Genomic DNA, 18,846 nt, shown 5'->3' on the forward strand with positions numbered 1-18,846 from the left:
CTTTACGCGAGCTTGGCAAACACCTTGCGTGCGGCGGCGATGGTGGCGTCGATGACGGCATCGTCGTGCTGCGCCGAGACGAAGCCCGCTTCGAAGGCGGCGGGCGCGAAGTACACGCCTTCGTCGAGCATGGCGTGGAAGAAGGCGTTGAACTTGCTGCGGTCGCCCGCCATCATTTCCGCATAGCTGGTCGGTGGCGTTTCGCTGAAATAAATGCCGAACATGCCGCCGATGTAGTCGGCGCAGAAGACCACGCCCGCTTCTTTGGCGGCGGCGGTCAGGCCTTCGGCCAGGCGCTTGGCCGTGGCGCCCAGCTGCTCGTAGAAGCCGGGCTGCTGGATCAGTTTCAAGGTGGCCATGCCGGCCGCCACGGCGACCGGGTTGCCGGACAAGGTACCGGCCTGGTAGACGGCGCCCAGCGGCGCCATGTGGTGCATCAGCGCGGCGCTGCCGCCGAAGGCCGCCACCGGCATGCCGCCGCCGATCACCTTGCCCAGCGCCGTGAGGTCGGGCTTGATGCCGTACAGCGCCTGCGCGCCGCCCAGGGCCACGCGCAAGCCGCACATGACTTCATCGAAAATGAGCAGGGCGCCGTGTTGCGTGCACAGTTCGCGCATCGCCTGCAGGAATGCCGGCGTGGCTTTCACCAGGTTCATGTTGCCGGCCACCGGTTCGACGATGACGCAGGCGATCTCCGCGCCGAAGCTGTCGAAGGCGTCCTTCAGCTGTTCCACGTTGTTATAGTCGAGCACCAGGGTGTGTTTCACGAAGTCTTCCGGCACGCCGGCCGACGTCGGGTTGCCGAAGGTGAGCAGGCCGCTGCCCGCCTTTACCAGCAGCGAATCGGCGTGGCCGTGGTAGCAGCCTTCGAACTTGACGATCTTGTCGCGTCCCGTGGCGCCGCGCGCCAGGCGCAGGGCGCTCATGGTCGCTTCCGTGCCCGACGAGACCAGGCGCACCTGCTCGATCGACGGCACCAGGCGCGTGATTTCCTCGGCCATCAGCACTTCGCCTTCGGTCGGCGCGCCGAACGACAGGCCCAGCGCGGCTGCATCCTGCACCGCTTTCACTACTTCAGGATGGGCGTGGCCGACGATGGCCGGGCCCCACGAGCCGATGTAGTCGATATAGCGCTTGCCGTCCGCGTCCCAGAAGTAGGGGCCTTCGGCGCGCGTGATGAAACGCGGCGTGCCGCCCACGGAGCGGAAGGCGCGCACGGGAGAATTGACGCCGCCTGGCGTGGTTTTTTGTGCGCGGGCAAACAGGATGTCGTTCTGTGAAGTCGTCGTCATGATAATCGTGCCTTGAAAGTGGATCGTTGTCTGTGTCGTCTGATCGGTGTCTATTGGGCGCCGCGCTGGCGCTGCTGCCGGAACAGCCGGTTCGGCACCAGCTTGCCCATGCCGTGGCGCTGCGCGTGGGCCAGCGCGCCGGCCGTGAATTCCTGCGCCGCCACCACCACCTGCGGCACATCGTCTTCGTTTTCCGCCAGCGCCAGCAGGGCGGTGGCCGCTGCCGACAGGGTGCTGCCGGCGCCGTTGAAGATGCCGGGCAGGTGCTGCCATTCGTCGTGGCGCACCACGCCGTCTTCGCCGAACAGGGTATTGGCGCGCAACTTGCCTTCGGCCGTGCCGGACTTGCTGGCGTCGGCCGGCATGCCGGTGACGAGCACGTATTCGCAGCCCAGCGCCACCAGGTAATCGACGTCGTTCTGCAAGGTGTCGTCGGGATCGGCGTCGCGCCAGGTCTCGGCCAGGCGTTCCAGCTCCACCGGCGAGAGCACCAGCAGGGTCGTTTGCGGGATCAGCAACTGGCGCACGGCCGTGAGGATGTCTTCGTCGTCCATGCCCTGTTCCGGCAGCGCCGAAATGAAGGGATCGAGGATCAGCGGCACGTTCGGATAGTCGGAGACGATTTCGGCGATGGCCGTGACGTTTTCCACGCTGCCCAGCGCGCCGATCTTGATCGCGGCCACGGACATGTCTTCCAGCAGTACGCGCGCCTGGTCGGAAACCCAGTCCGGATCGACCGCCTGCACGTCTTCCACGCGCGCCGTATCGCTGATCAACAGGCCGGTGGTGACGGACAGGCCATGGCAGCCAAAGGCTGAAAACGTGGCCAGGTCGGCCTGGATGCCGATCGCGCCGACCGGATCGGACACGCCGAAGCTTAATATGAGGGGAGAAGTTTGGTTTTGCACGGCGGGTAGATTAAGATACCTAATTCAGCATTTTACTTGATTGAAGGGTGGCAGAACGTGAGTAGCAACGAAACAACGCAGCAATTCCAAACGTGGATGTGTCTTATTTGCGGCTGGGTTTATGATGAAGCGGCTGGTCTGCCTGACGAAGACATCGCTCCGGGCACGCGTTGGGCCGATGTTCCGATGAACTGGACCTGCCCTGAATGCGGTGCGCGCAAGGATGATTTCGAGATGGTGGCGCTGTAATTGATCGCGGTCCATGGGATGCCGCTGCCGCAAGCAGGTATCGCGGCAGGCTGTGCTATGGTATGAAAGATTGTCGAATAATCACATGACGCGTCCCTTTTTGCCCGAGGCGCCGGCCGATGCCGCGTGCACCGGCACCACGATACTCGTCATCGACGACAGCGCGACGATACGCAGCGCGGCCGCGAAGATCCTGGGCGAGGCCGGTTATCGCGTGGTGGTGGCGGAAAACGGCTTCGAGGCCCTGGCCAAGATCGCCGACTGCCAGCCGGCGCTGATCGTGTGCGATATCGTGATGCCGCGCCTCGATGGCTACCGCACCTGTGCGCTGATCAAGGCCAGCGCGGCGTATCACGCCACGCCGGTGCTGATGCTGTCGTCGAAGGAGGGCTTGTTCGACCGCGCGCGCGGCGCCATGGCAGGCGCCAGCGCCTGCCTGGCCAAGCCGCTGGCGCGCGAGGCGCTGCTGGAGGCCGTGCGGCTGCACCTGGCCGGGCATTTTGAGTAAGTGGTTTTATTGATTGACAACGCAGCAAGGAAGCAGATGGCCATACACACAATTCTGATCGTCGACGACTCGCCGACAGAACGCTATTACCTGAGCGAGATCCTGGTGCGTGCCGGCTACGCCGTCCTCACGGCGCAGGATGGCGCCGACGCGCTGGCGCAACTCAAGCAGGCCAGGCCCGACCTGATCCTGATGGACGTGGTGATGCCCGGTGCGAATGGCTTCCAGATCACGCGCGCCATCGCGCGCGATCCCGAATTGCAGGACGTGCCGGTGATTATCTGCTCCAGCAAGAGCCAGGAAACGGACCGCATCTGGGGCTTGCGCCAGGGCGCGCGCGATTACCTGGTCAAGCCGGTGGTCGAAGCCGAGTTGCTGGCCAAGATCGCCGCGATTTCCTGACCATGCCAACGATGCCAGGTCCCGGCGTGCCCACCGCGGCTTACCCGTCCGCCGCCATGCCCTCCTTCGAGACGGGCGCGCGGCAGGGGCGCTTGCGCCAGTATCAGCTGCAATTGATCGAGCGGATACAGGCCGCGCGCAGTGGCGCGCTGGCGGCGCGCAAGGAACTGGGCGTGATGCTCGGTGGCCGGCCGTGCCTGCTCGACCTGACGCAGCTCGGCGAAATTGTCATTGCCGCCGGCGTGCAGATCCAGGGCGTGCCGCTGGCGCAGGACTGGTATCTGGGCCTGGCGGCCATGCGCGGACGCCTGACGGGGGTCGTCGACCTGGCCCGCTACATGGGCGAAGCGGCTTGCGTACCCGGTAATCACTGCCGCATCATCACCTTTTCTCCGCGTCTCGGCCTCAATTGCGCCTTGCTGGTCGAACGCGTGCTGGGCTTGCGCCAACTGCGCACGATGCAGCCCGTGCAGGATGCGGCGCAGGGCGTGTTCCCAGCGTGGGCGGCGCAGGCGCTGCGCGACGGCGAAGGGCAGCAGTGGCTGCGCCTGGACCTGGCGCAGCTGGCGCAAGCGGAGCGCTTCCTCGACGCCGGCTTTGGCGGCCTCCCCGACCACAAGGATATTTGCTGATGGGCGCCAATTCTCCGATCCTGGCGGCCGGCATGCCCGAAACGCAGCACGCGCCCGGGGAGCCGGCATCGACGGCCGACCTGCCGCTGCGCCTGCGCGACGCGCTGGGACGGCGCAAGTCGCTGGCCAGCGCGCCGGCCGGGGACTGGAAGCTGCCGCTGATCGGCCATTTGCCGCTGCAAAAACAATTGAGCATCCTGTCGACGGTGATGGCCCTGAGCCTGGCCGCCAGTCTGCTGTTCGTCGGCCTCAATACGCGCAGCGGCAATATCGCCTCGGCGCAGACGCAGCTGGCCAGCGACGCGCTGATGCATTCGCAGCGCATCGGCAAGGCCGCGCCGAACGCCGTGCAAGGCAATCCGGAAGCCTTCCGCCAGCTCGAGGAAAGCCGCAATGAACTGAACCAGGATTTCCGCCTGATGCTGCGCGGCGGGACGTATCACGGGCGCGATATCGGCGAGTCGCGTTCCGCCCTGCTGGCGGCGGTGGCTGACGCGCGCAAGAAATGGGCCAGCAGCGACCGCGCGGCCAGCACCATCTTGCGCCTGAAACTGGAACTGGGCGAATTCGACAAGACCTTGCAGCAATTGAATGCGCTGTCGCCGGCGCTGCTGGCGCAGACCGAGGAAGTCGCGGCCCTGAAGGTGCAGCGTGGCGGCAATGCGCGCGACCTGGCCGTCATCGGCCGCCTGATGATGCTGAGCCAGCGCATGAGCCGCAGCGCCAGCGAGTTCCTGTCGTCGGGCAGCATCAGCTCGGAAACGGCGTTCTCGCTGGGGCGCGACACGACGTATTTCCGCACGGCCGTCGAAGGCTTGCTCAATGGCAGCGTGTCGCTGCAATTGGCGCCCACGCGCGACGCCGAACTGCGCGACCGGCTCGTGGCGCTGAAGGCCAGTTTCGATACTTACCAGAAGCTGGTCTCGTCGATACTCGACCGGCTCGACAAATTCAGTTCGGCGAAAAGCGCCGAACAGCTGATCTTCAACGAGAACGAAGACCTGCGCCAGCGTTTGACCCTGCTGCAGCAGATGTACCACGTGAACCAGGAAACCCTGGGCATGGCCTTCTGGATGATGGTCGGCGGCGTGCTGCTGACCCTGATCGCGGCGGCCGGCATCGGCAGGGTGCTGCTACAGGACTCCGTCAACCGCACGCGCGACGCCGAGCGGCGGCGCCAGGAGGCGGAAATCCTGCGCCTGCTGTCGCAGGAACAGGAGGAGCAGGCCAAGGCCACGAATGAACAGAACCAGGCGGCCATCCTGCGCCTGATGAACGAATTGCAGAAGGTCGCCGACGGCGACCTGACGGTACAGGCCACCGTGTCGGAAGACATCACGGGCGCCATCGCCGATTCCGTCAACTACACGGTCGAGGAATTGCGCGGCCTGGTGGGCAGGGTGACGGCGACGGCCGAACAGGTCAATCGCGCCTCGACGCAGGCGCAAAGCATCTCCAGCAAGCTGCTGATCGCGTCGCAGCAGCAGTCGCGCGAAATCCAGGGCGTCAGCGCCACCGTGGTCAAGATGGCCAATGCGATTACCGACGTGTCGAAGTCGGCCAGCGTCTCGGCCGACGTGGCGCGCCAGTCGGTGGCGGCGGCGCAGCAGGGTTCGACGGCGGTGGAAAACGCCATCAAGGGCATGCATGAAATCCGCGAGCAGATCCAGGATACTTCCAAGCGCATCAAGCGCCTGGGCGAATCGTCGCAGGAGATCGGCGAAATCACCGAGCTCATTTCCGACATCACCGAGCAGACCAATGTGCTGGCGCTGAACGCCGCCATCCAGGCCGCTTCGGCCGGCGAGGCGGGGCGCGGCTTCTCCGTCGTCGCCGAGGAGGTGCAGCGCCTGGCCGAACGCTCGGCCGCCGCCGCCAAGCAGATCGGCGCGCTGGTGCGCACCATCCAGGCCGATACCCAGGATGCGACGCGGGCGATGGAAACTTCAACGCAGGGCGTGGTCGAGGGCGCGCGCCTGTCCGACGCGGCCGGCGCCGCCTTGAACGACATCAGCCAGGTGTCGAAACACCTGGCCGAACTGATCCAGGGCATCTCGTTCGCCACCGGCACGCAGGCCGGTTCGGCCAGCGGCGTGGCCTTGAATATCCAGCATATCCTGAGCGTCACGGAGCAGACCCAGGATGGCACGCAGCAAACGGCGCAATCGATCCATAAACTGTCGATGCTGGCGCAGGAACTGAAAAATTCGGTGTCGCGCTTCCGCGTCGCCGCCTGAACGCCGCGCCAGTCCAGGCGATTTCCTTACCGAGGCATGCATGAGCACACCTGATAGTCCACAGCAGTCCAAGCCGTTCGACAGCGAACCTCTGTCGTGGGTGATGGTGGAGATCCGTGAAGCGCTGGGGCGCTCGAAAACGGCCCTGTTTGAGGCGGGTGGCCGCGAGCGCGAGGAACGCGCCACGGCCCTGCAGCATGCGCGCTCGCACCTGCACCAGGCGCATGGCGCACTGGTGATGGTGGACGTGGCCGGCGCCAGCCTGCTGACGGACGGCGCGGAACAGGCGCTGGCGCGCTTTCGCGACGGCAGCCTGGAATACACGCTCGACCATGCGCAAGTCGTCGCCGACCTGTATCAGGCCCTGACCGAATACCTGGAAGACCTGGTGGCCGGCACGCCGCCGCAGCCGACGCGTTTGTTCCCCTACTACCGCGACCTGCAAACCATGCTGGGCGCCGAGCGCATCCACCCGGCCGACCTGTTTTTTCCGCCAGCGTCGATGCTGGAAGGGCATGCCATCGCGCTGGCGGAGGCGCCGCCGGCGGCCGATTATCCGGCCTGGCGCGGGCGCTTTGAGAAATCCCTGCTGCCTTTCCTGAAGGCGCAGGATGACGCGGCGCGGCGCCAGCACGCGGGCGAGCTGCACGCCACCTTGACCCTGGTGGCCGACGCGCAGCAGGAGGCGCCGGCGCGTACCTTCTGGTTCGCCATGCAGGCGTTTGCGGGGCTGGCGGCCAGCGGCGAGGGCATGGGCACGCTCAACGTCAAACAGCTGTTCGGCCTGATCAACCTGCAATTGCGCCGCCTGGCGCAGGGCACGGCCAGCCTGCCCGAAGCGATGCTGCGCGACGCCCTGTTCTTCATCGCCGCGGCACACGCGCCGACGCCGCAGGCACGCCAGCTGCGCGCCGCCTTCGCGCTGGAAGGCATGCTGCCCGCCGACGTGGAAGCGCGGCGCTATGGCCAGGTCGACCAGGATGCCTTGCAAGGCGCCCGCACGGCCCTGGCGCAGGCGCGCGCCAGCTGGAACCGCCTGGCGCAGGCCGACCTCGATCCAGCCCTGGGCATGGATTTCGACGAGTCGCTGCAACAGGTGGCGGCGCATGTGGAGTCCCTCAAGCAGCCGGCCCTGGCCAGCCTGCTGCGCGAATGCGCGGCCGTGGCGCGGCAAGCCGTGGCCAGCGGGCGCAGTGCGGCCCTGGAGAATGAAATCGGCATGGCGCTGCTGTTTGCCGACACGGGCCTGGAACAGCTGCGCCGCCTGCCGGACGATTTCGCCGGCAATGCGGAAACCATCGTCGCGCGCCTGCAGGCGCTGCTGGCTGGCGAAGCGCCGCCGCCCGTCACGGCGGGCGAGCTGTCGCGCCAGATCGAGCAGGGCCAGACCGTGGCCGCGTTGGCCGAGGACATGAAGACGGGCTTGCGCCAGGTGGAAAAGGTGCTCAATGCGTATTACGCGGATGCGTCGCGGACGGGGACCCTTGATGGCGTCGCGCCCGTGCTGGCGCAGTTGCAGCAGCAGCTGGCCGGGCTGGGACAGGACGATGCGCGCGCCGCCGTGCTGCAGGTCGATGCGGCCGTGCGGCAGCTGGCCGGTGGCGACGCCAAGGCGGAGGCGCAGGCCGAGGCGCTCGACGAGATCGCGCAAAATGTCAGCGCGCTGGGCTTTTTTATCGATATGCTGGGTCGCAACGCGCAGGCGGCCAGCGGGCGTTTTCATTTCGATGCCGCCGCCGGCACCTTCCGCGCCCTGCCATTTGAAAAAGTCGCCGCCGCCGGCGCCGTGCCCGTACCCTTGCTCGACCAGGCCCTGGCGCCCGCCGCGCGTGCCGGCATGGATGCCGCGCCGGCAGTGACCGATGTCGATGCGGAGATGCTCGACATCTTCATCGCCGAAGCGCGCGAAGTGCTGGCCTTTGTCGACACCACGCTGGCCCTGCCACGCGAACAAGCCGCCAGCGGCGACCACCTGGCCATGCTGCGCCGCTCGTTCCACACCCTGAAAGGCAGCAGCCGCATGATCGGCCTGGCGCAGTTTGCCGAAGCGGCCGGCGCCATCGAGCGCGTCATGAATACCTGGCTGGCCGAAGCGCGACCCGTCAGCGACGATCTGTTTACCCTGCTGAACTACGGCTGGTACCAGCTCAGCGAATGGGTGGCGGAACTGGAAGGCGGGGCAGGGCGAGAGCGCGAGGCCGGCATGCTGCTGGCGGCGGCCGAGCGCGTGCGCGAAGGCGGTCCGTTCGAATTGCGCAAGCCGCGCCCGGCCGCGCCCGTGGCCGGCAATGGCAATGTGATCGGCCTTCCCCTGGCCACGGCGCCCGCGCTCCACGAAGCGCCGGACGATCACCTCAAGCACGTGGGCGAACTGCGCATCAGCCTTCCCTTGTACAACATCTACCTGGCCGAGACGGATGAATTGCTGCGCGTGCTCACGCGCGACTTCGGCGAATGGCGTCATGAGCAGCGCGCCGTCAGCGCGGAAGCGCTGCAAGCCGTGCATACCCTGGCGGGGACGTCGGGCACGGTCGGCTTCCAGTCCCTGCGCGACCTGGCGCATGCGCTCGAGACGGTGATCGAAACGGTGGTGCCGCCGCTGGCCGGCCTGCGCGCCGAACAGCACGACGTGCTGGAGCAGGCCACGCAGCGCATCGGGCAAATGCTGCAGGCGTTTGCGCTGGGCGATCTGGCGCCAACGCAGCCGGACATGATCGAAGCGCTCAACACCCTGTGGCGCGCCCTGACGGCGGCGCCCGGCGAGAGCAAGGAAGAGCGGCTCGACGCCCTGTTTGCGGCCGCTTACGCCAGTATCGTCGGCGCACCGGCCCAGCCTGCCGAGTCGCTACCCGACGCGCTGGCCGACGCATTGGCCGAGATGCCTGTGCCCCAGCTCGAGGCGCTGTTCGAGGCGACGTATGCGAGCATCGTCGCCGATGCGCTGCAGCCGGAGGCTGCCGAAGCACCCGTACCGGCGCTGGTGCACGACAGCGGCGCCAGCGACGACCTGTTCGACGCCGGCTTCGAGCACGCGCCGCCGTTGGAGCATGCGGCGCCGGAAGCGCCTGCGCCCACCATCATGCCGGCCGATGCGGCCGCGCTGCTGGCGGCCAGCGCCGGCATCAGCGATGAACTCGACCTCGATTTATTGTCCGTCTTCCTGGAGGAGGGCGCCGACCTGCTGCCGCAGATTGGCGAGGCGCTGCGCAGCTGGCAGCAGCAGCCGCACGACAGTGGCCAGGCGCAGATGCTGCTGCGTACCCTGCATACGGTCAAGGGCAGCGCGCGCATGGCCGGCGCCATGCGCCTGGGTCAGCATGCGCATGAAATCGAGACGCATATCGAAAACATGCTGCACGCCGGTACCGCCACGCCGCAGGCCTTCGAGGAATTGCTGGCCCATTACGACCATGCGCTGCACCTGTTCGAGCAGTTGCAGCAGCCCTTGCTGCCCTTGCCTGGCATGGAAGACACGCCGGCCGTCGAACCGAAGGCGGCGCTGGTGCGCGTGCGCGCCGATATCCTCGACCGCCTGGTGAACCAGGCCGGTGAAGTGTCGATCACGCGCTCGAAGATGGAAAATGAAGTCGGTGTGCTGGGCGCTTCTCTGTCCGAGTTTTCCGACAACCTGGCGCGCCTGCGGCGCCAGCTGCGCGAAGTGGAAATGCAGGCCGAATCGCAGATCGCTTCGCGCATGGCCGTCGGCAGCGAGCGCGATTTCGATCCGCTCGAATTCGACCGCTTTACGCGCCTGCAGGAGCTCACGCGCATGATGGCCGAAAGCGTCAACGACGTGGCGTCCTTCCATGAAAACCTCAGCCACAGCGTCGATGCGGTGACGGACGACCTGGTGCTGCAGGCGCGGCTGACGCGCGAGCTGCAGCGCGACCTGATGCAGATCCGCATGGTGCCGTTTGCCAGCATCGCCGAACGGCTGTTCCGAGTGGCGCGACAAAGCGCCAAGGAAGTCGACAAGCGGGTCAACCTCGACATCCGCGGCGGCGGCGTGGAAATCGATCGCAGCGTGCTCGAACGCATGGCCGCGCCCTTCGAGCACCTGCTGCGCAACGCCATCGTGCACGGCGTCGAGCCGCGCGACGCGCGCCTGGCGGCGGGCAAGAGCGAGACGGGCGAGCTGCTGGTGCAGGTCAGCCAGCAGGGCAATGAAGTGGCGATCGCCTTTTCCGACGATGGCGCGGGGCTGGACCTGGAACGCATTCGTGCCAAGGCACACGGCGCCGGCCTGGTGGCGACGGATGCGCCGTTGACCGACGCGCAGGCGGCCGAGCTGATTTTCACGCCCGGGTTTTCCACCGCCGACAGCCTGACGGAACTGGCCGGACGCGGTGTCGGCATGGATATCGTGCGCTCCGAAGCGCTGGCCCTGGGCGGGCGCGTGGAAACGCTGACGCAGGCGGGCCTGGGCATGCGCTTCACCATCCACCTGCCGCTGACCCTGGCCGTCACCCAGGTCGTGCTGCTGGCGGCCAACGGCAAGACGTATGCCTTGCCATCGGTGCTGGTGGAGCAGGTGCTGCACCTGAAAGGCGAGCAGCTGGAGCAGGTGCGGGCGGCCGGGCGCATCGAGTCGCACGGCCAGTCGCTGGCGCTGCACCACCTGTCGGCCATGCTGGGCGAGACGCCGGCGGCGCAGGCCACGCAGCGCTATGCGCCCGTGCTCCTGCTGAGAAATGGCAACGACAGGCTGGCCTTGCAGGTCGATGACGTGGTGGGCAACCGCGAAGTGGTGGTCAAGCACGTGGGCCCGCAACTGGCGCGCATGCCGGGCATCGCCGGCGCCACGGTGCTGGGCACGGGCGACATCGTGCTGATCCTGAACCCGGTGGCGCTGGCGCAGCACCTGGAGCATCATCCAGAATTGTTGTCGCAATATGCGCTGGCCAGCAGCGCGCAGCATGCCGCTTCCAGCGCGCTGGCCGTGCCAGCCGTGCGCGTGATGGTGGTCGACGATTCGCTGACGGTGCGCCGCGTGATGCAGCGCCTGTTCGAGCGCGAAGGCTACCAGGTGCTGCTGGCCAAGGATGGCGTCGATGCGCTGGAGCAGTTGCATGCGCTGGAGCCGGCTGCCATGCCGGCCCTGCTGCTGGTCGACGTGGAGATGCCGCGCATGGATGGTTTTGATTTGACGCGCAATGTGCGCAGCGACGACAAGACGCGCGCCATCCCCATCATCATGATCACTTCGCGCAGTGCCGACAAGCACCGCGCACATGCGTTCGAGCTGGGCGTGAATGCGTATTTCGGCAAGCCGTTCCAGGAAGAGGAATTGCTGGCGGAAGTGGGGCGCTTGTTGACCGAATCTTGACCTACGCCACCACCTTCACCACGGCATAACGCTCCAGGGTCTCCTTGCGCGCCTCGTCGTGCTGCACCAGCGGTTCCGGATAGTCGCGCCCCAGCACGATGTTTTTTTGCTCGAGCAGCATGCGCGGCACCAGCCAGGGTGCGTGGATTTCCTTGTCGCCCAGCGCCTTCAGCTGCGGCAGATAGCGGCGGATGAAGCGCCCGCTGGCATCGAATTTTTCCGATTGCGTGATCGGATTGAAGATGCGGAAGTAGGGCTGGGCGTCGCAGCCGGACGACGAAGCCCATTGCCAGCCGCCGTTGTTCGACGCCAGGTCGAAGTCATTGAGGTGCAGCGCGAAATACGCTTCGCCGCGGCGCCAGTCGATACCCAGGTCCTTGATCAGGAAGCAGGCCGTGACCATGCGCAGGCGGTTGTGCATATAGCCTGTCTGGTTCAGTTGCGCCATCGCCGCGTCCACCAGCGGATAGCCGGTGCGTCCCTCGCACCAGGCGGCAAAGGCGGCATCGGCTTCGGGACCCGTGTCCCAGGCGATGGCGTCGTAGGCCGGTTTGAAGGCGCCGCCTTCCACGTGCGGGTTCTGGTACAAAATCATGGCGTAGAAATCGCGCCAGATCAGTTCGGCCAGCCAGACGGGCGCGCCATCGCCTCCGCCGCCCCTATCCATCAGGTCGACGATGGTGCGCACCAGGTAGCGCAGCGACACGGTGCCGAAGCGCAGATGCATGGACAGGTAGGACGGTCCCTTCAGGGCGGGGAAATCGCGCGCCACGTCGTAGCGGGCCACGCGCGGCAGGAAATCCTCGAACAGCATGCTGGCGCCCGACATGCCGGTGGGAATGGCCAGCTCGGCCAGGTTGCTCGGTTCGAAACCCAGCTCGCCCAAGGTGGGCAGGGGCACCGGTGTGCCGGCGCGCGGCGGCGCCAGGCTGGCCGCATGCGGCTCGATAGCGAATGGCGCCAGGCAGCCGGGTTCCGCGCGCATTTTCTTCAGCCAGGCATTCTTGTACGGCGTGTAGACGGTATACGGCTTGGCCGAGAGCGTCAGCACTTCGTCCTTTTCAAAGATCACCTGGTCCTTGAAACTGAACCACAGGCGCGCATCGCGCGTGAGCGCGGCGGCCACCGTGGCGTCGCGCGCGATGGCCTGCGGTTCGTAGTCGTGGTTGGCAAAGACGGCGTCGGCGTTCAATTCGGCGGCCAGGCGCGGGATGGCCTCGGCCGCGTCTGCGTGCAGCACGATCAGGTCGCCGCCCAGCTGGCGCAGCTCGCCAGCGAGCTCGGCCAGGCTGGCATGGATGAAGTCGACCCGCCGGTCGCGGCGCGGCAGGGCCGCCAGGATGGCGGTGTCGTACACGAAGACGCAATGCACGGTCTGGCTCTGGCGCAGGGCGTGATGCAGTGCAGCATGATCAAACGCGCGCAGATCGCGCCGGAACCACACCAGGGAAGTCTTGATTGTCATTATTTCGCGTGTTCAGGGTCAAAGATAGGCCATTTTTTGCCGCCAACGGGGCTTTATCGCCGCTCGCGTCGCGCCTTTGGCGTCGCTGCGGCGGCAATTCAGTGTAAACTACCGGGTATGTTCGTGGTGCTTTATGTGCGACAGCGATTTTGCAATCAATTTTACAATTGGCATTGAAATGCGCCTGCAGGCAAAGCGAATTGACCATTAATTTATAACATAACAAGAATAGCGCCTGGCAACACGGCTCTCGCCGCCCAACATTCGCGGCAGGAGGTGCCAGGCGTACGATAGCGGGGTAAGCGAGACTTGCCAGCAAGCCCACAGAGAGAGCATCGCGTATGAAAAAGAGTAAAATCGACCAGACTCTACCAGGACATCGTTTGATGCAGGGTGTGGGAGAGCCGGCCGCGACCGGTTCCTCCACCCTGAATCTGGCCAACCATTTCCTCATTGCGATGCCGGCCATGCAAGATCCGATCTTCGGCGGCACGGTCGTGTACGTGTGTGAACATAATGAAAACGGCGTGCTGGGCGTCGTCATCAACAAGCCCACCGACATGACCATGGAAGTGCTGTTCGACCGTATCGACCTGAAACTGGCGGCCGGCAGCGACACGCCCATCATCAACGAACCGATCATGTTCGGCGGTCCGGTGCAGGACGACCGCGGTTTCGTGCTGCATACGCCGGGCGCGCGCTATTCCTCGTCGCTGACGGTGACCGATGAAGTGGCGTTTACCACCTCGATCGACGTGCTCGAAGCCGTCGCCAAGGGCGATGGCCCCGAGCGCATGCTGGTCTCGATCGGCTACTCGGGCTGGAGTCCGGGCCAGCTGGAAGACGAGATCGGCCGCAACGGCTGGCTGACGGTGGGCGCCTCGGCCGACATCCTGTTCGATTTCCCCATCGAGCAGCGCTATGTGGCGGCCATCAAGTTGCTCGGTATCGATCCCCTCATGCTCGCCAGCGAGGCTGGCCACGCATGAGCGGTGACGCCATCGACACCATCCTCGCCTTCGATTTCGGCTTGAAACGCATCGGCGTGGCCATCGGCAATACCATGATTTGCCAGGCCAAGCCGCTCAGCGTGATCACGGCCACGGCGAATGAGCCGAAGTTTGCCGCCATCGATAGCCTGATCAAGGAGTGGGGCGCGAGCCGCATCGTGGTGGGCTTGCCCAGCCATCCCGATGGCACGGAACACGAAATGAGCGCGCGCTGTCGCCGCTTCGCCAACCAGGTGCATGGCCGCTTCAACCTGCCGGTGGAACTGGTCGACGAGCGTTATTCATCGGCCGTCATCGCCGCCAAGCGGGGTGAAGTCATCGATGACCGCGCCGCCGCCATCATCCTGCAACAGTATTTCGACGCGAATTATTAATCTGACCTTTGACCCATTCCTGAATGATCAAGAACCCTATGCCGCATCCTACGAATCCTTCCCAACTCGACGCCGAGGCCCTGTACGCGGTCTTGCTGCAACAGGTGCAGAGCGGCCTGGCGGGCATCCCCAACGTGGCCATCGTCGGCATCCATTCGGGCGGCGCCTGGCTGGCTGAACGCCTGGCACGCGACCTGAACCTGCTCGACCGCCTGGGCGTGCTCGATGTCTCGTTCTACCGCGACGACTTCGCCCAGAAGGGCCTGCATGCCGACGTCAAGCCGACGCAAATCAGCTTTGACGTGGCCGGCGCCACCATCCTGCTGGTCGACGATGTGCTGTACACGGGCCGCACCACGCGCGCGGCCATCAACGAATTGTTCGACTATGGCCGCCCGGCCAAGATCATGCTGGCCGCCCTGGTCGACCGCGGCGAACGCCAGTTGCCGGTGGCCGCCGATTTCGTGGCCGCCTTCACTGCCGTGCCGCCGGGTCAGGCCCTGGTCCTGAAGCAAGCCGACGATGGAAAATTCACGCTCACCATAGATACCCACCATGCTTAATCCGCAACTGAATAAACACGGCGAACTGCAACATCTGCTGACGATTGAAGGCTTGCCGAAGTCTATCGTCAACCACATCCTCGATACCGCTTCCTCGTTCGTCGGCATCTCCGACCGCGATGTGAAAAAGGTGCCGCTGATGCGCGGCAAGAGCGTTTTCAACCTGTTCTTTGAAAACTCCACGCGCACCCGTACCACCTTCGAGATCGCGTCAAAAAGGCTGTCGGCCGACGTCATCAACCTGAACATCCAGGCGTCATCGGCCAGCAAGGGCGAGTCCCTGCTCGACACCATCGACAACCTGTCGGCCATGCATGCCGACATGTTCGTCGTGCGCCATGCGCAGTCGGGCGCGCCCTACCTGATCGCCAAGCACCTGATCGACACGAAGCAGCCGCATGTCCACGTGGTCAACGCGGGCGACGGACGCCATGCGCACCCGACCCAGGGCTTGCTCGACATGTATACGATCCGCCACTACAAGAAGGATTTCACCAACCTGACGGTGGCCATCGTGGGCGATATCCTGCACAGCCGCGTGGCCCGTTCCGACATCCACGCGCTGACCACCCTGGGCGTGCCGGAAGTGCGCGCCATCGGCCCGCATACCCTGCTGCCGGGCGGCCTGGAGCAGATGGGCGTGCGCACCTTCACCAACATGGATGAAGGCCTCAAAGGCGTGGACGTGATCATCATGCTGCGCCTGCAAAATGAACGCATGAGCGGCGCGCTGCTGCCGTCGGCGCAGGAATATTTCAAGAGCTATGGCTTGACGCCCGAGCGCCTGGCGCTGGCAAAACCGGATGCCATCGTCATGCATCCGGGCCCGATGAACCGCGGCGTGGAGATCGATTCGGCCGTGGCCGACGGTCCGCAGGCGGTGATTCTGCCGCAGGTGACGTTCGGTATCGCCGTGCGCATGGCGGTGATGAGTATTTTGGCTGGTAATCAGGGCTGATAGCCCAAGGACGAGTAAGCGAGCATGACGACACTACATATCAAGAATGGCCACCTGATCGACCCTGCCAACGGCATCGATGGCTTGCAAGACCTGTTTATCGCCGACGGCAAGGTGCTGGCCGTGGGCAGTGCCCCGGCCGGTTTCACCGCCGACACCACCTTTGACGCGGCCGGCCTGGTGGTCTCCCCCGGCCTGGTCGACCTGTCCGCGCGCCTGCGCGAGCCGGGCTACGAATACAAGGCAACGCTGGAATCGGAATTGCAGGCAGCCCTTCAGGGCGGCGTCACGAGCCTGGTGTGCCCGCCCGACACCGATCCCGTGCTCGACGAGCCGGGTCTGGTGGAAATGCTGAAATACCGCGCCAAGACGCAGAACAAGGCGCACGTGCATCCGCTGGGCGCACTGACCATGGGCTTGAAGGGCAAGTCGCTGACGGAAATGGCCGAATTGACGGAAGCGGGCTGCATCGGCTTTGCGCAGGCGGAAGAGCCGATCGAAGACACCACCGTGCTGCTGCGCGCGATGCAGTACGCGAACACCTTCGGCTACACGGTCTGGCTGCGCCCGCAAGACCCGCACATCGGCCGCGGCGGCATCGCCCACAGCGGCCCGCTGGCATCGCGCCTGGGCTTGTCTGGCGTGCCCGTGATGTCCGAAACCATCGCGCTGCACACGATTTTCGAGCTGATGCGCGCCAGCCGCGCGCGCGTGCACCTGTGCCGCATTTCGTCGGCGGCGGGCCTGGAACTGATCCGCGCCGCCAAGGCCGAAGGCTTGCCTGTCACCTGCGACGTGGGCGTACACCATGTGCACCTGACGGACGCCGATATCGGTTTCTTCGACCCGAACGCGAGGGTCACGCCGCCGTTCCGCAGTCAGCGCGACCGCGATGCGATCCGCGCCGGCCTGCTCGACGGTACGGTCGACGCCATGTGCTCGGACCACACGCCCGTCGACGACGATGAAAAATTGCTGCCGTTCGGCGAAGCGTCGCCCGGCGCCACTGGCCTGGAACTGCTGCTGTCGCTGGCCCTGAAATGGGCCGACGACTATGCGCTGGCGCAGCCGCAGGCGGGCGCCCGTCCGCTGGCGCGCGCCGTGGCCAAGGTCACGGCCGACGCGGCCCGTGTCGCCGGCATCCCTGCCGGCAGCCTGGCCGTGGGCGAAGTGGCCGACATCTGCGTCTTCGATCCCGCCGCGCGCTGGACCGTGTCGTCGGCCTCGCTGGCCAGCCAGGGCAAGCATACGCCTTTCCTCGGCTATGAGCTGAGCGGCATCGTCAAGGCGACCATCGTCGCCGGACAGGTGGCGTTTCAGCGTTAAAAAATCAGATCCGTGGACCGGGGCACGCTGCCCCGGCATCCCTTGTCTGCTCCCGGATTTCGGTTCTGGTTTATTTGTTGGTGTGATTTGAAACTTCTGCTTACCTACCGCCTCGCGCGCATCGCCATTCACCTGAGCTGCGGCATGGCCAAGAGCGCCGTGCTCTTTCCCTGGCTGGACCTGGAGGGGCGGAACCGGCGCATCCGCCGCTGGTCGACGCAGCTGCTCGATATCTGCGGCGTGCACGTGGCGCAGCCGGCGGACAGCGTGCCGGCGCTCGACCATGCGATGGTGGTGGCGAACCACGTGTCGTGGCTCGATATCTTCGTCATCAATGCCGTGCACCCTTGCCGTTTCGTCGCCAAGGCGGAAATCCGCGCCTGGCCTATCCTGGGCTGGCTGGCGGGACGCGCCGGCACCATCTTCATTTCGCGCGGCAGCAAGCGCGATTTGCGCCTGATCTTCCAGGGCCTGGTGGATAAATTGACGGCGGGCGAGCGCATTGCGTTCTTCCCCGAAGGCACGACCGCCGCGCAAGGACAGATACTGCCGTTTCACGCCAACCTGTTCGAGGCGGCCATCGACGCGCAAGTGCCGGTGCAGCCGTTCGCGCTCGTGTATGTGGATGACAAGGGAGCCTTGCACCACGCCGTCGACTTCATCGGCGAGATGAGCTTTGCGCAAAGCATGGTGGCGATTCTGAGCGGCCCGCCCATCACGGCGCGCCTGACCTGTCTGGCGCCAGTGGCGACGCTCGATGCGCACCGGCGCGAACTGGCGACGGCAACGCAGGCGGCGGTGGCCGCCGCGCTGCCGCTGGAAAAGACCGCCTAGTTTTTGACGTGCAGCCAGCGCGCATGCGCGGCGCGGGCCAGGTAGTCGAGGATAAACCCGAGTATGCCGATCAGCACGATGGCGGCCATCAGCTCCGAATACGCGAGGCGGTCGCGCGTATCGAGGATGAAGTAACCGAGACCCGCCGACACGCCCAGCATTTCCGCCGGCACCAGCACGATCCAGATGATGCCGATGGCCAGGCGCACGCCCGTCAGGATATCGGCCGTGATGCCCGGTAAAATCACCTTGAAGACGATTTCGCTGCGCGTGGCCGACAGGCTGCGTGCCAGCAGCAGCCAGTTCGGATCGAGCCGCGCCACGCCGGCCGCCGTATTGAGCAAAATCGGCCAGACGGCCGCAAACGCCAGCAGGAAGTACACGGGCGCATCACCGACGCCGAGCACCATCACGGCGATCGGCATCCACGACAACGGCGAAATCATGCGCAGCAACTGGAACAGCGGCATGGCCGCACCGGAAAAGCTCTTCGACATGGCCACCAGCACGCCCAGCGGCACGCCGATGACGATCGCCAGTCCCAGGCCCACGGCCACCCGTTGCAGGCTCAATACCACGTGCAGCCAGATATCCGAACCGCCCACCATCTCCTGGAACGCCAGCGCCGTGGGCAAGGGCGCGAAGGCGGTGGCGATGGGCGTGGATTTCTCCAGTGCCGTCACGCCCATGGACCACAGCAGCAAGGCACAGGCCAGCCCCACCAGGGGCAGGCCGAACTTCGTGAACAACTTGCTTGCCATC

16 protein-coding genes are annotated in these 18,846 nt (G+C 65.7%); 12 read left to right on the forward strand and 4 right to left on the reverse strand.

Going from position 1 to position 18,846, the window contains the following annotated elements; all coding sequences use genetic code 11:
- Positions 1–2: 2 nt before the first annotated feature.
- Both hemL and thiD read right to left on the reverse strand, forming a co-directional pair.
- A complete protein-coding gene (gene hemL, locus NCG91_RS15260) occupies positions 3–1,292 on the reverse strand; it encodes a glutamate-1-semialdehyde 2,1-aminomutase (RefSeq protein WP_251350284.1) in 1,290 nt (429 codons plus the stop codon).
- A gap of 50 nt (positions 1,293–1,342) precedes the next feature.
- Positions 1,343–2,200: a bifunctional hydroxymethylpyrimidine kinase/phosphomethylpyrimidine kinase gene (gene thiD, locus NCG91_RS15265; RefSeq protein ID WP_152253115.1), complete on the reverse strand. Its 858-nt coding sequence runs from the start codon at positions 2,198–2,200 to the stop codon at positions 1,343–1,345.
- 96 nt (positions 2,201–2,296) lie between these two features.
- Between thiD and NCG91_RS15270 the strand changes: the two genes are divergently transcribed.
- The 6 genes from NCG91_RS15270 to NCG91_RS15295 all read left to right on the forward strand — a co-directional run bounded on the left by NCG91_RS15270 (position 2,297) and on the right by NCG91_RS15295 (position 11,554).
- Positions 2,297–2,449, forward strand: coding sequence for a rubredoxin (locus tag NCG91_RS15270; protein ID WP_010401308.1), 153 nt, complete (start codon positions 2,297–2,299; stop codon positions 2,447–2,449).
- An 85-nt stretch (positions 2,450–2,534) separates the two neighbouring features.
- The gene (locus NCG91_RS15275) at positions 2,535–2,957 is read left to right on the forward strand and encodes a response regulator (RefSeq protein WP_251350285.1); all 423 of its coding nucleotides are present in this window, start codon (positions 2,535–2,537) and stop codon (positions 2,955–2,957) included.
- Positions 2,958–2,993: 36 nt separating this feature from the next.
- Positions 2,994–3,359 (forward strand): response regulator, encoded by a 366-nt coding sequence (locus NCG91_RS15280; protein ID WP_077408483.1) that lies wholly within the window; start codon positions 2,994–2,996, stop codon positions 3,357–3,359.
- 2 nt (positions 3,360–3,361) lie between these two features.
- On the forward strand, positions 3,362–3,991 hold the full coding sequence (locus NCG91_RS15285; protein WP_251350286.1) for a chemotaxis protein CheW: 630 nt from the start codon (positions 3,362–3,364) through the stop codon (positions 3,989–3,991).
- Positions 3,991–6,228: a methyl-accepting chemotaxis protein gene (locus NCG91_RS15290; protein WP_251350287.1), complete on the forward strand. Its 2,238-nt coding sequence runs from the start codon at positions 3,991–3,993 to the stop codon at positions 6,226–6,228. The genes NCG91_RS15285 and NCG91_RS15290 overlap by 1 nt, the downstream gene beginning before the upstream one ends.
- A gap of 40 nt (positions 6,229–6,268) precedes the next feature.
- The gene (locus tag NCG91_RS15295; protein ID WP_251350288.1) at positions 6,269–11,554 is read left to right on the forward strand and encodes a hybrid sensor histidine kinase/response regulator; all 5,286 of its coding nucleotides are present in this window, start codon (positions 6,269–6,271) and stop codon (positions 11,552–11,554) included.
- 1 nt (position 11,555) lies between these two features.
- Here the strand turns inward: NCG91_RS15295 and NCG91_RS15300 are convergent, their stop codons facing one another.
- Positions 11,556–13,019, reverse strand: coding sequence for a cryptochrome/photolyase family protein (locus NCG91_RS15300; protein ID WP_251350289.1), 1,464 nt, complete (start codon positions 13,017–13,019; stop codon positions 11,556–11,558).
- Positions 13,020–13,405: 386 nt separating this feature from the next.
- Between NCG91_RS15300 and NCG91_RS15305 the strand changes: the two genes are divergently transcribed.
- From NCG91_RS15305 to NCG91_RS15330, 6 genes are all read left to right on the forward strand, one after another.
- The gene (locus tag NCG91_RS15305; RefSeq protein ID WP_034746689.1) at positions 13,406–14,008 is read left to right on the forward strand and encodes a YqgE/AlgH family protein; all 603 of its coding nucleotides are present in this window, start codon (positions 13,406–13,408) and stop codon (positions 14,006–14,008) included.
- A complete protein-coding gene (ruvX, locus tag NCG91_RS15310; RefSeq protein ID WP_223278885.1) occupies positions 14,005–14,403 on the forward strand; it encodes a Holliday junction resolvase RuvX in 399 nt (132 codons plus the stop codon). The genes NCG91_RS15305 and ruvX overlap by 4 nt, the downstream gene beginning before the upstream one ends.
- Positions 14,404–14,441: 38 nt before the next feature.
- Positions 14,442–14,966 carry a bifunctional pyr operon transcriptional regulator/uracil phosphoribosyltransferase PyrR gene (pyrR, locus tag NCG91_RS15315; RefSeq protein ID WP_034780225.1) on the forward strand — a complete coding sequence of 175 codons (525 nt, stop codon included), beginning with the start codon at positions 14,442–14,444 and terminating at the stop codon, positions 14,964–14,966.
- Positions 14,959–15,924: an aspartate carbamoyltransferase catalytic subunit gene (locus NCG91_RS15320; protein WP_034746695.1), complete on the forward strand. Its 966-nt coding sequence runs from the start codon at positions 14,959–14,961 to the stop codon at positions 15,922–15,924. The genes pyrR and NCG91_RS15320 overlap by 8 nt, the downstream gene beginning before the upstream one ends.
- A gap of 24 nt (positions 15,925–15,948) precedes the next feature.
- Positions 15,949–17,250: a dihydroorotase gene (locus NCG91_RS15325; RefSeq protein WP_251350290.1), complete on the forward strand. Its 1,302-nt coding sequence runs from the start codon at positions 15,949–15,951 to the stop codon at positions 17,248–17,250.
- Between the two features lie 87 nt (positions 17,251–17,337).
- Positions 17,338–18,084 carry a lysophospholipid acyltransferase family protein gene (locus NCG91_RS15330; RefSeq protein ID WP_251350291.1) on the forward strand — a complete coding sequence of 249 codons (747 nt, stop codon included), beginning with the start codon at positions 17,338–17,340 and terminating at the stop codon, positions 18,082–18,084.
- On the opposite strand, the gene NCG91_RS15335 is transcribed toward NCG91_RS15330, so the two are convergent.
- Positions 18,081–18,845 carry an ABC transporter permease gene (locus tag NCG91_RS15335; protein ID WP_034780216.1) on the reverse strand — a complete coding sequence of 255 codons (765 nt, stop codon included), beginning with the start codon at positions 18,843–18,845 and terminating at the stop codon, positions 18,081–18,083. The two genes, NCG91_RS15330 and NCG91_RS15335, sit on opposite strands and share 4 nt — an antisense overlap.
- Position 18,846: the final 1 nt, after the last annotated feature.

It is taken from the genome of Janthinobacterium kumbetense (assembly GCF_023703445.1).
Lineage (GTDB): Bacteria > Pseudomonadota > Gammaproteobacteria > Burkholderiales > Burkholderiaceae_D > Janthinobacterium > Janthinobacterium kumbetense.

Excerpts from the sequence above, each read along its gene's own strand:
- hemL (WP_251350284.1), bottom strand. The coding sequence starts at position 1,292 with ATGACGACGACTTCACAGAACGACATCCTGTTTGCCCGCGCACAAAAA.
- NCG91_RS15270 (WP_010401308.1), top strand. The coding sequence starts at position 2,297 with ATGTGTCTTATTTGCGGCTGGGTTTATGATGAAGCGGCTGGTCTGCCT.
- NCG91_RS15275 (WP_251350285.1), top strand. The coding sequence starts at position 2,535 with ATGACGCGTCCCTTTTTGCCCGAGGCGCCGGCCGATGCCGCGTGCACC.
- NCG91_RS15280 (WP_077408483.1), top strand. The coding sequence starts at position 2,994 with ATGGCCATACACACAATTCTGATCGTCGACGACTCGCCGACAGAACGC.
- NCG91_RS15285 (WP_251350286.1), top strand. The coding sequence starts at position 3,362 with ATGCCAACGATGCCAGGTCCCGGCGTGCCCACCGCGGCTTACCCGTCC.
- NCG91_RS15290 (WP_251350287.1), top strand. The coding sequence starts at position 3,991 with ATGGGCGCCAATTCTCCGATCCTGGCGGCCGGCATGCCCGAAACGCAG.
- NCG91_RS15295 (WP_251350288.1), top strand. The coding sequence starts at position 6,269 with ATGAGCACACCTGATAGTCCACAGCAGTCCAAGCCGTTCGACAGCGAA.
- NCG91_RS15300 (WP_251350289.1), bottom strand. The coding sequence starts at position 13,019 with ATGACAATCAAGACTTCCCTGGTGTGGTTCCGGCGCGATCTGCGCGCG.
- NCG91_RS15305 (WP_034746689.1), top strand. The coding sequence starts at position 13,406 with ATGCAGGGTGTGGGAGAGCCGGCCGCGACCGGTTCCTCCACCCTGAAT.
- ruvX (WP_223278885.1), top strand. The coding sequence starts at position 14,005 with ATGAGCGGTGACGCCATCGACACCATCCTCGCCTTCGATTTCGGCTTG.
- pyrR (WP_034780225.1), top strand. The coding sequence starts at position 14,442 with ATGCCGCATCCTACGAATCCTTCCCAACTCGACGCCGAGGCCCTGTAC.
- NCG91_RS15320 (WP_034746695.1), top strand. The coding sequence starts at position 14,959 with ATGCTTAATCCGCAACTGAATAAACACGGCGAACTGCAACATCTGCTG.
- NCG91_RS15325 (WP_251350290.1), top strand. The coding sequence starts at position 15,949 with ATGACGACACTACATATCAAGAATGGCCACCTGATCGACCCTGCCAAC.
- NCG91_RS15335 (WP_034780216.1), bottom strand. The coding sequence starts at position 18,845 with ATGGCAAGCAAGTTGTTCACGAAGTTCGGCCTGCCCCTGGTGGGGCTG.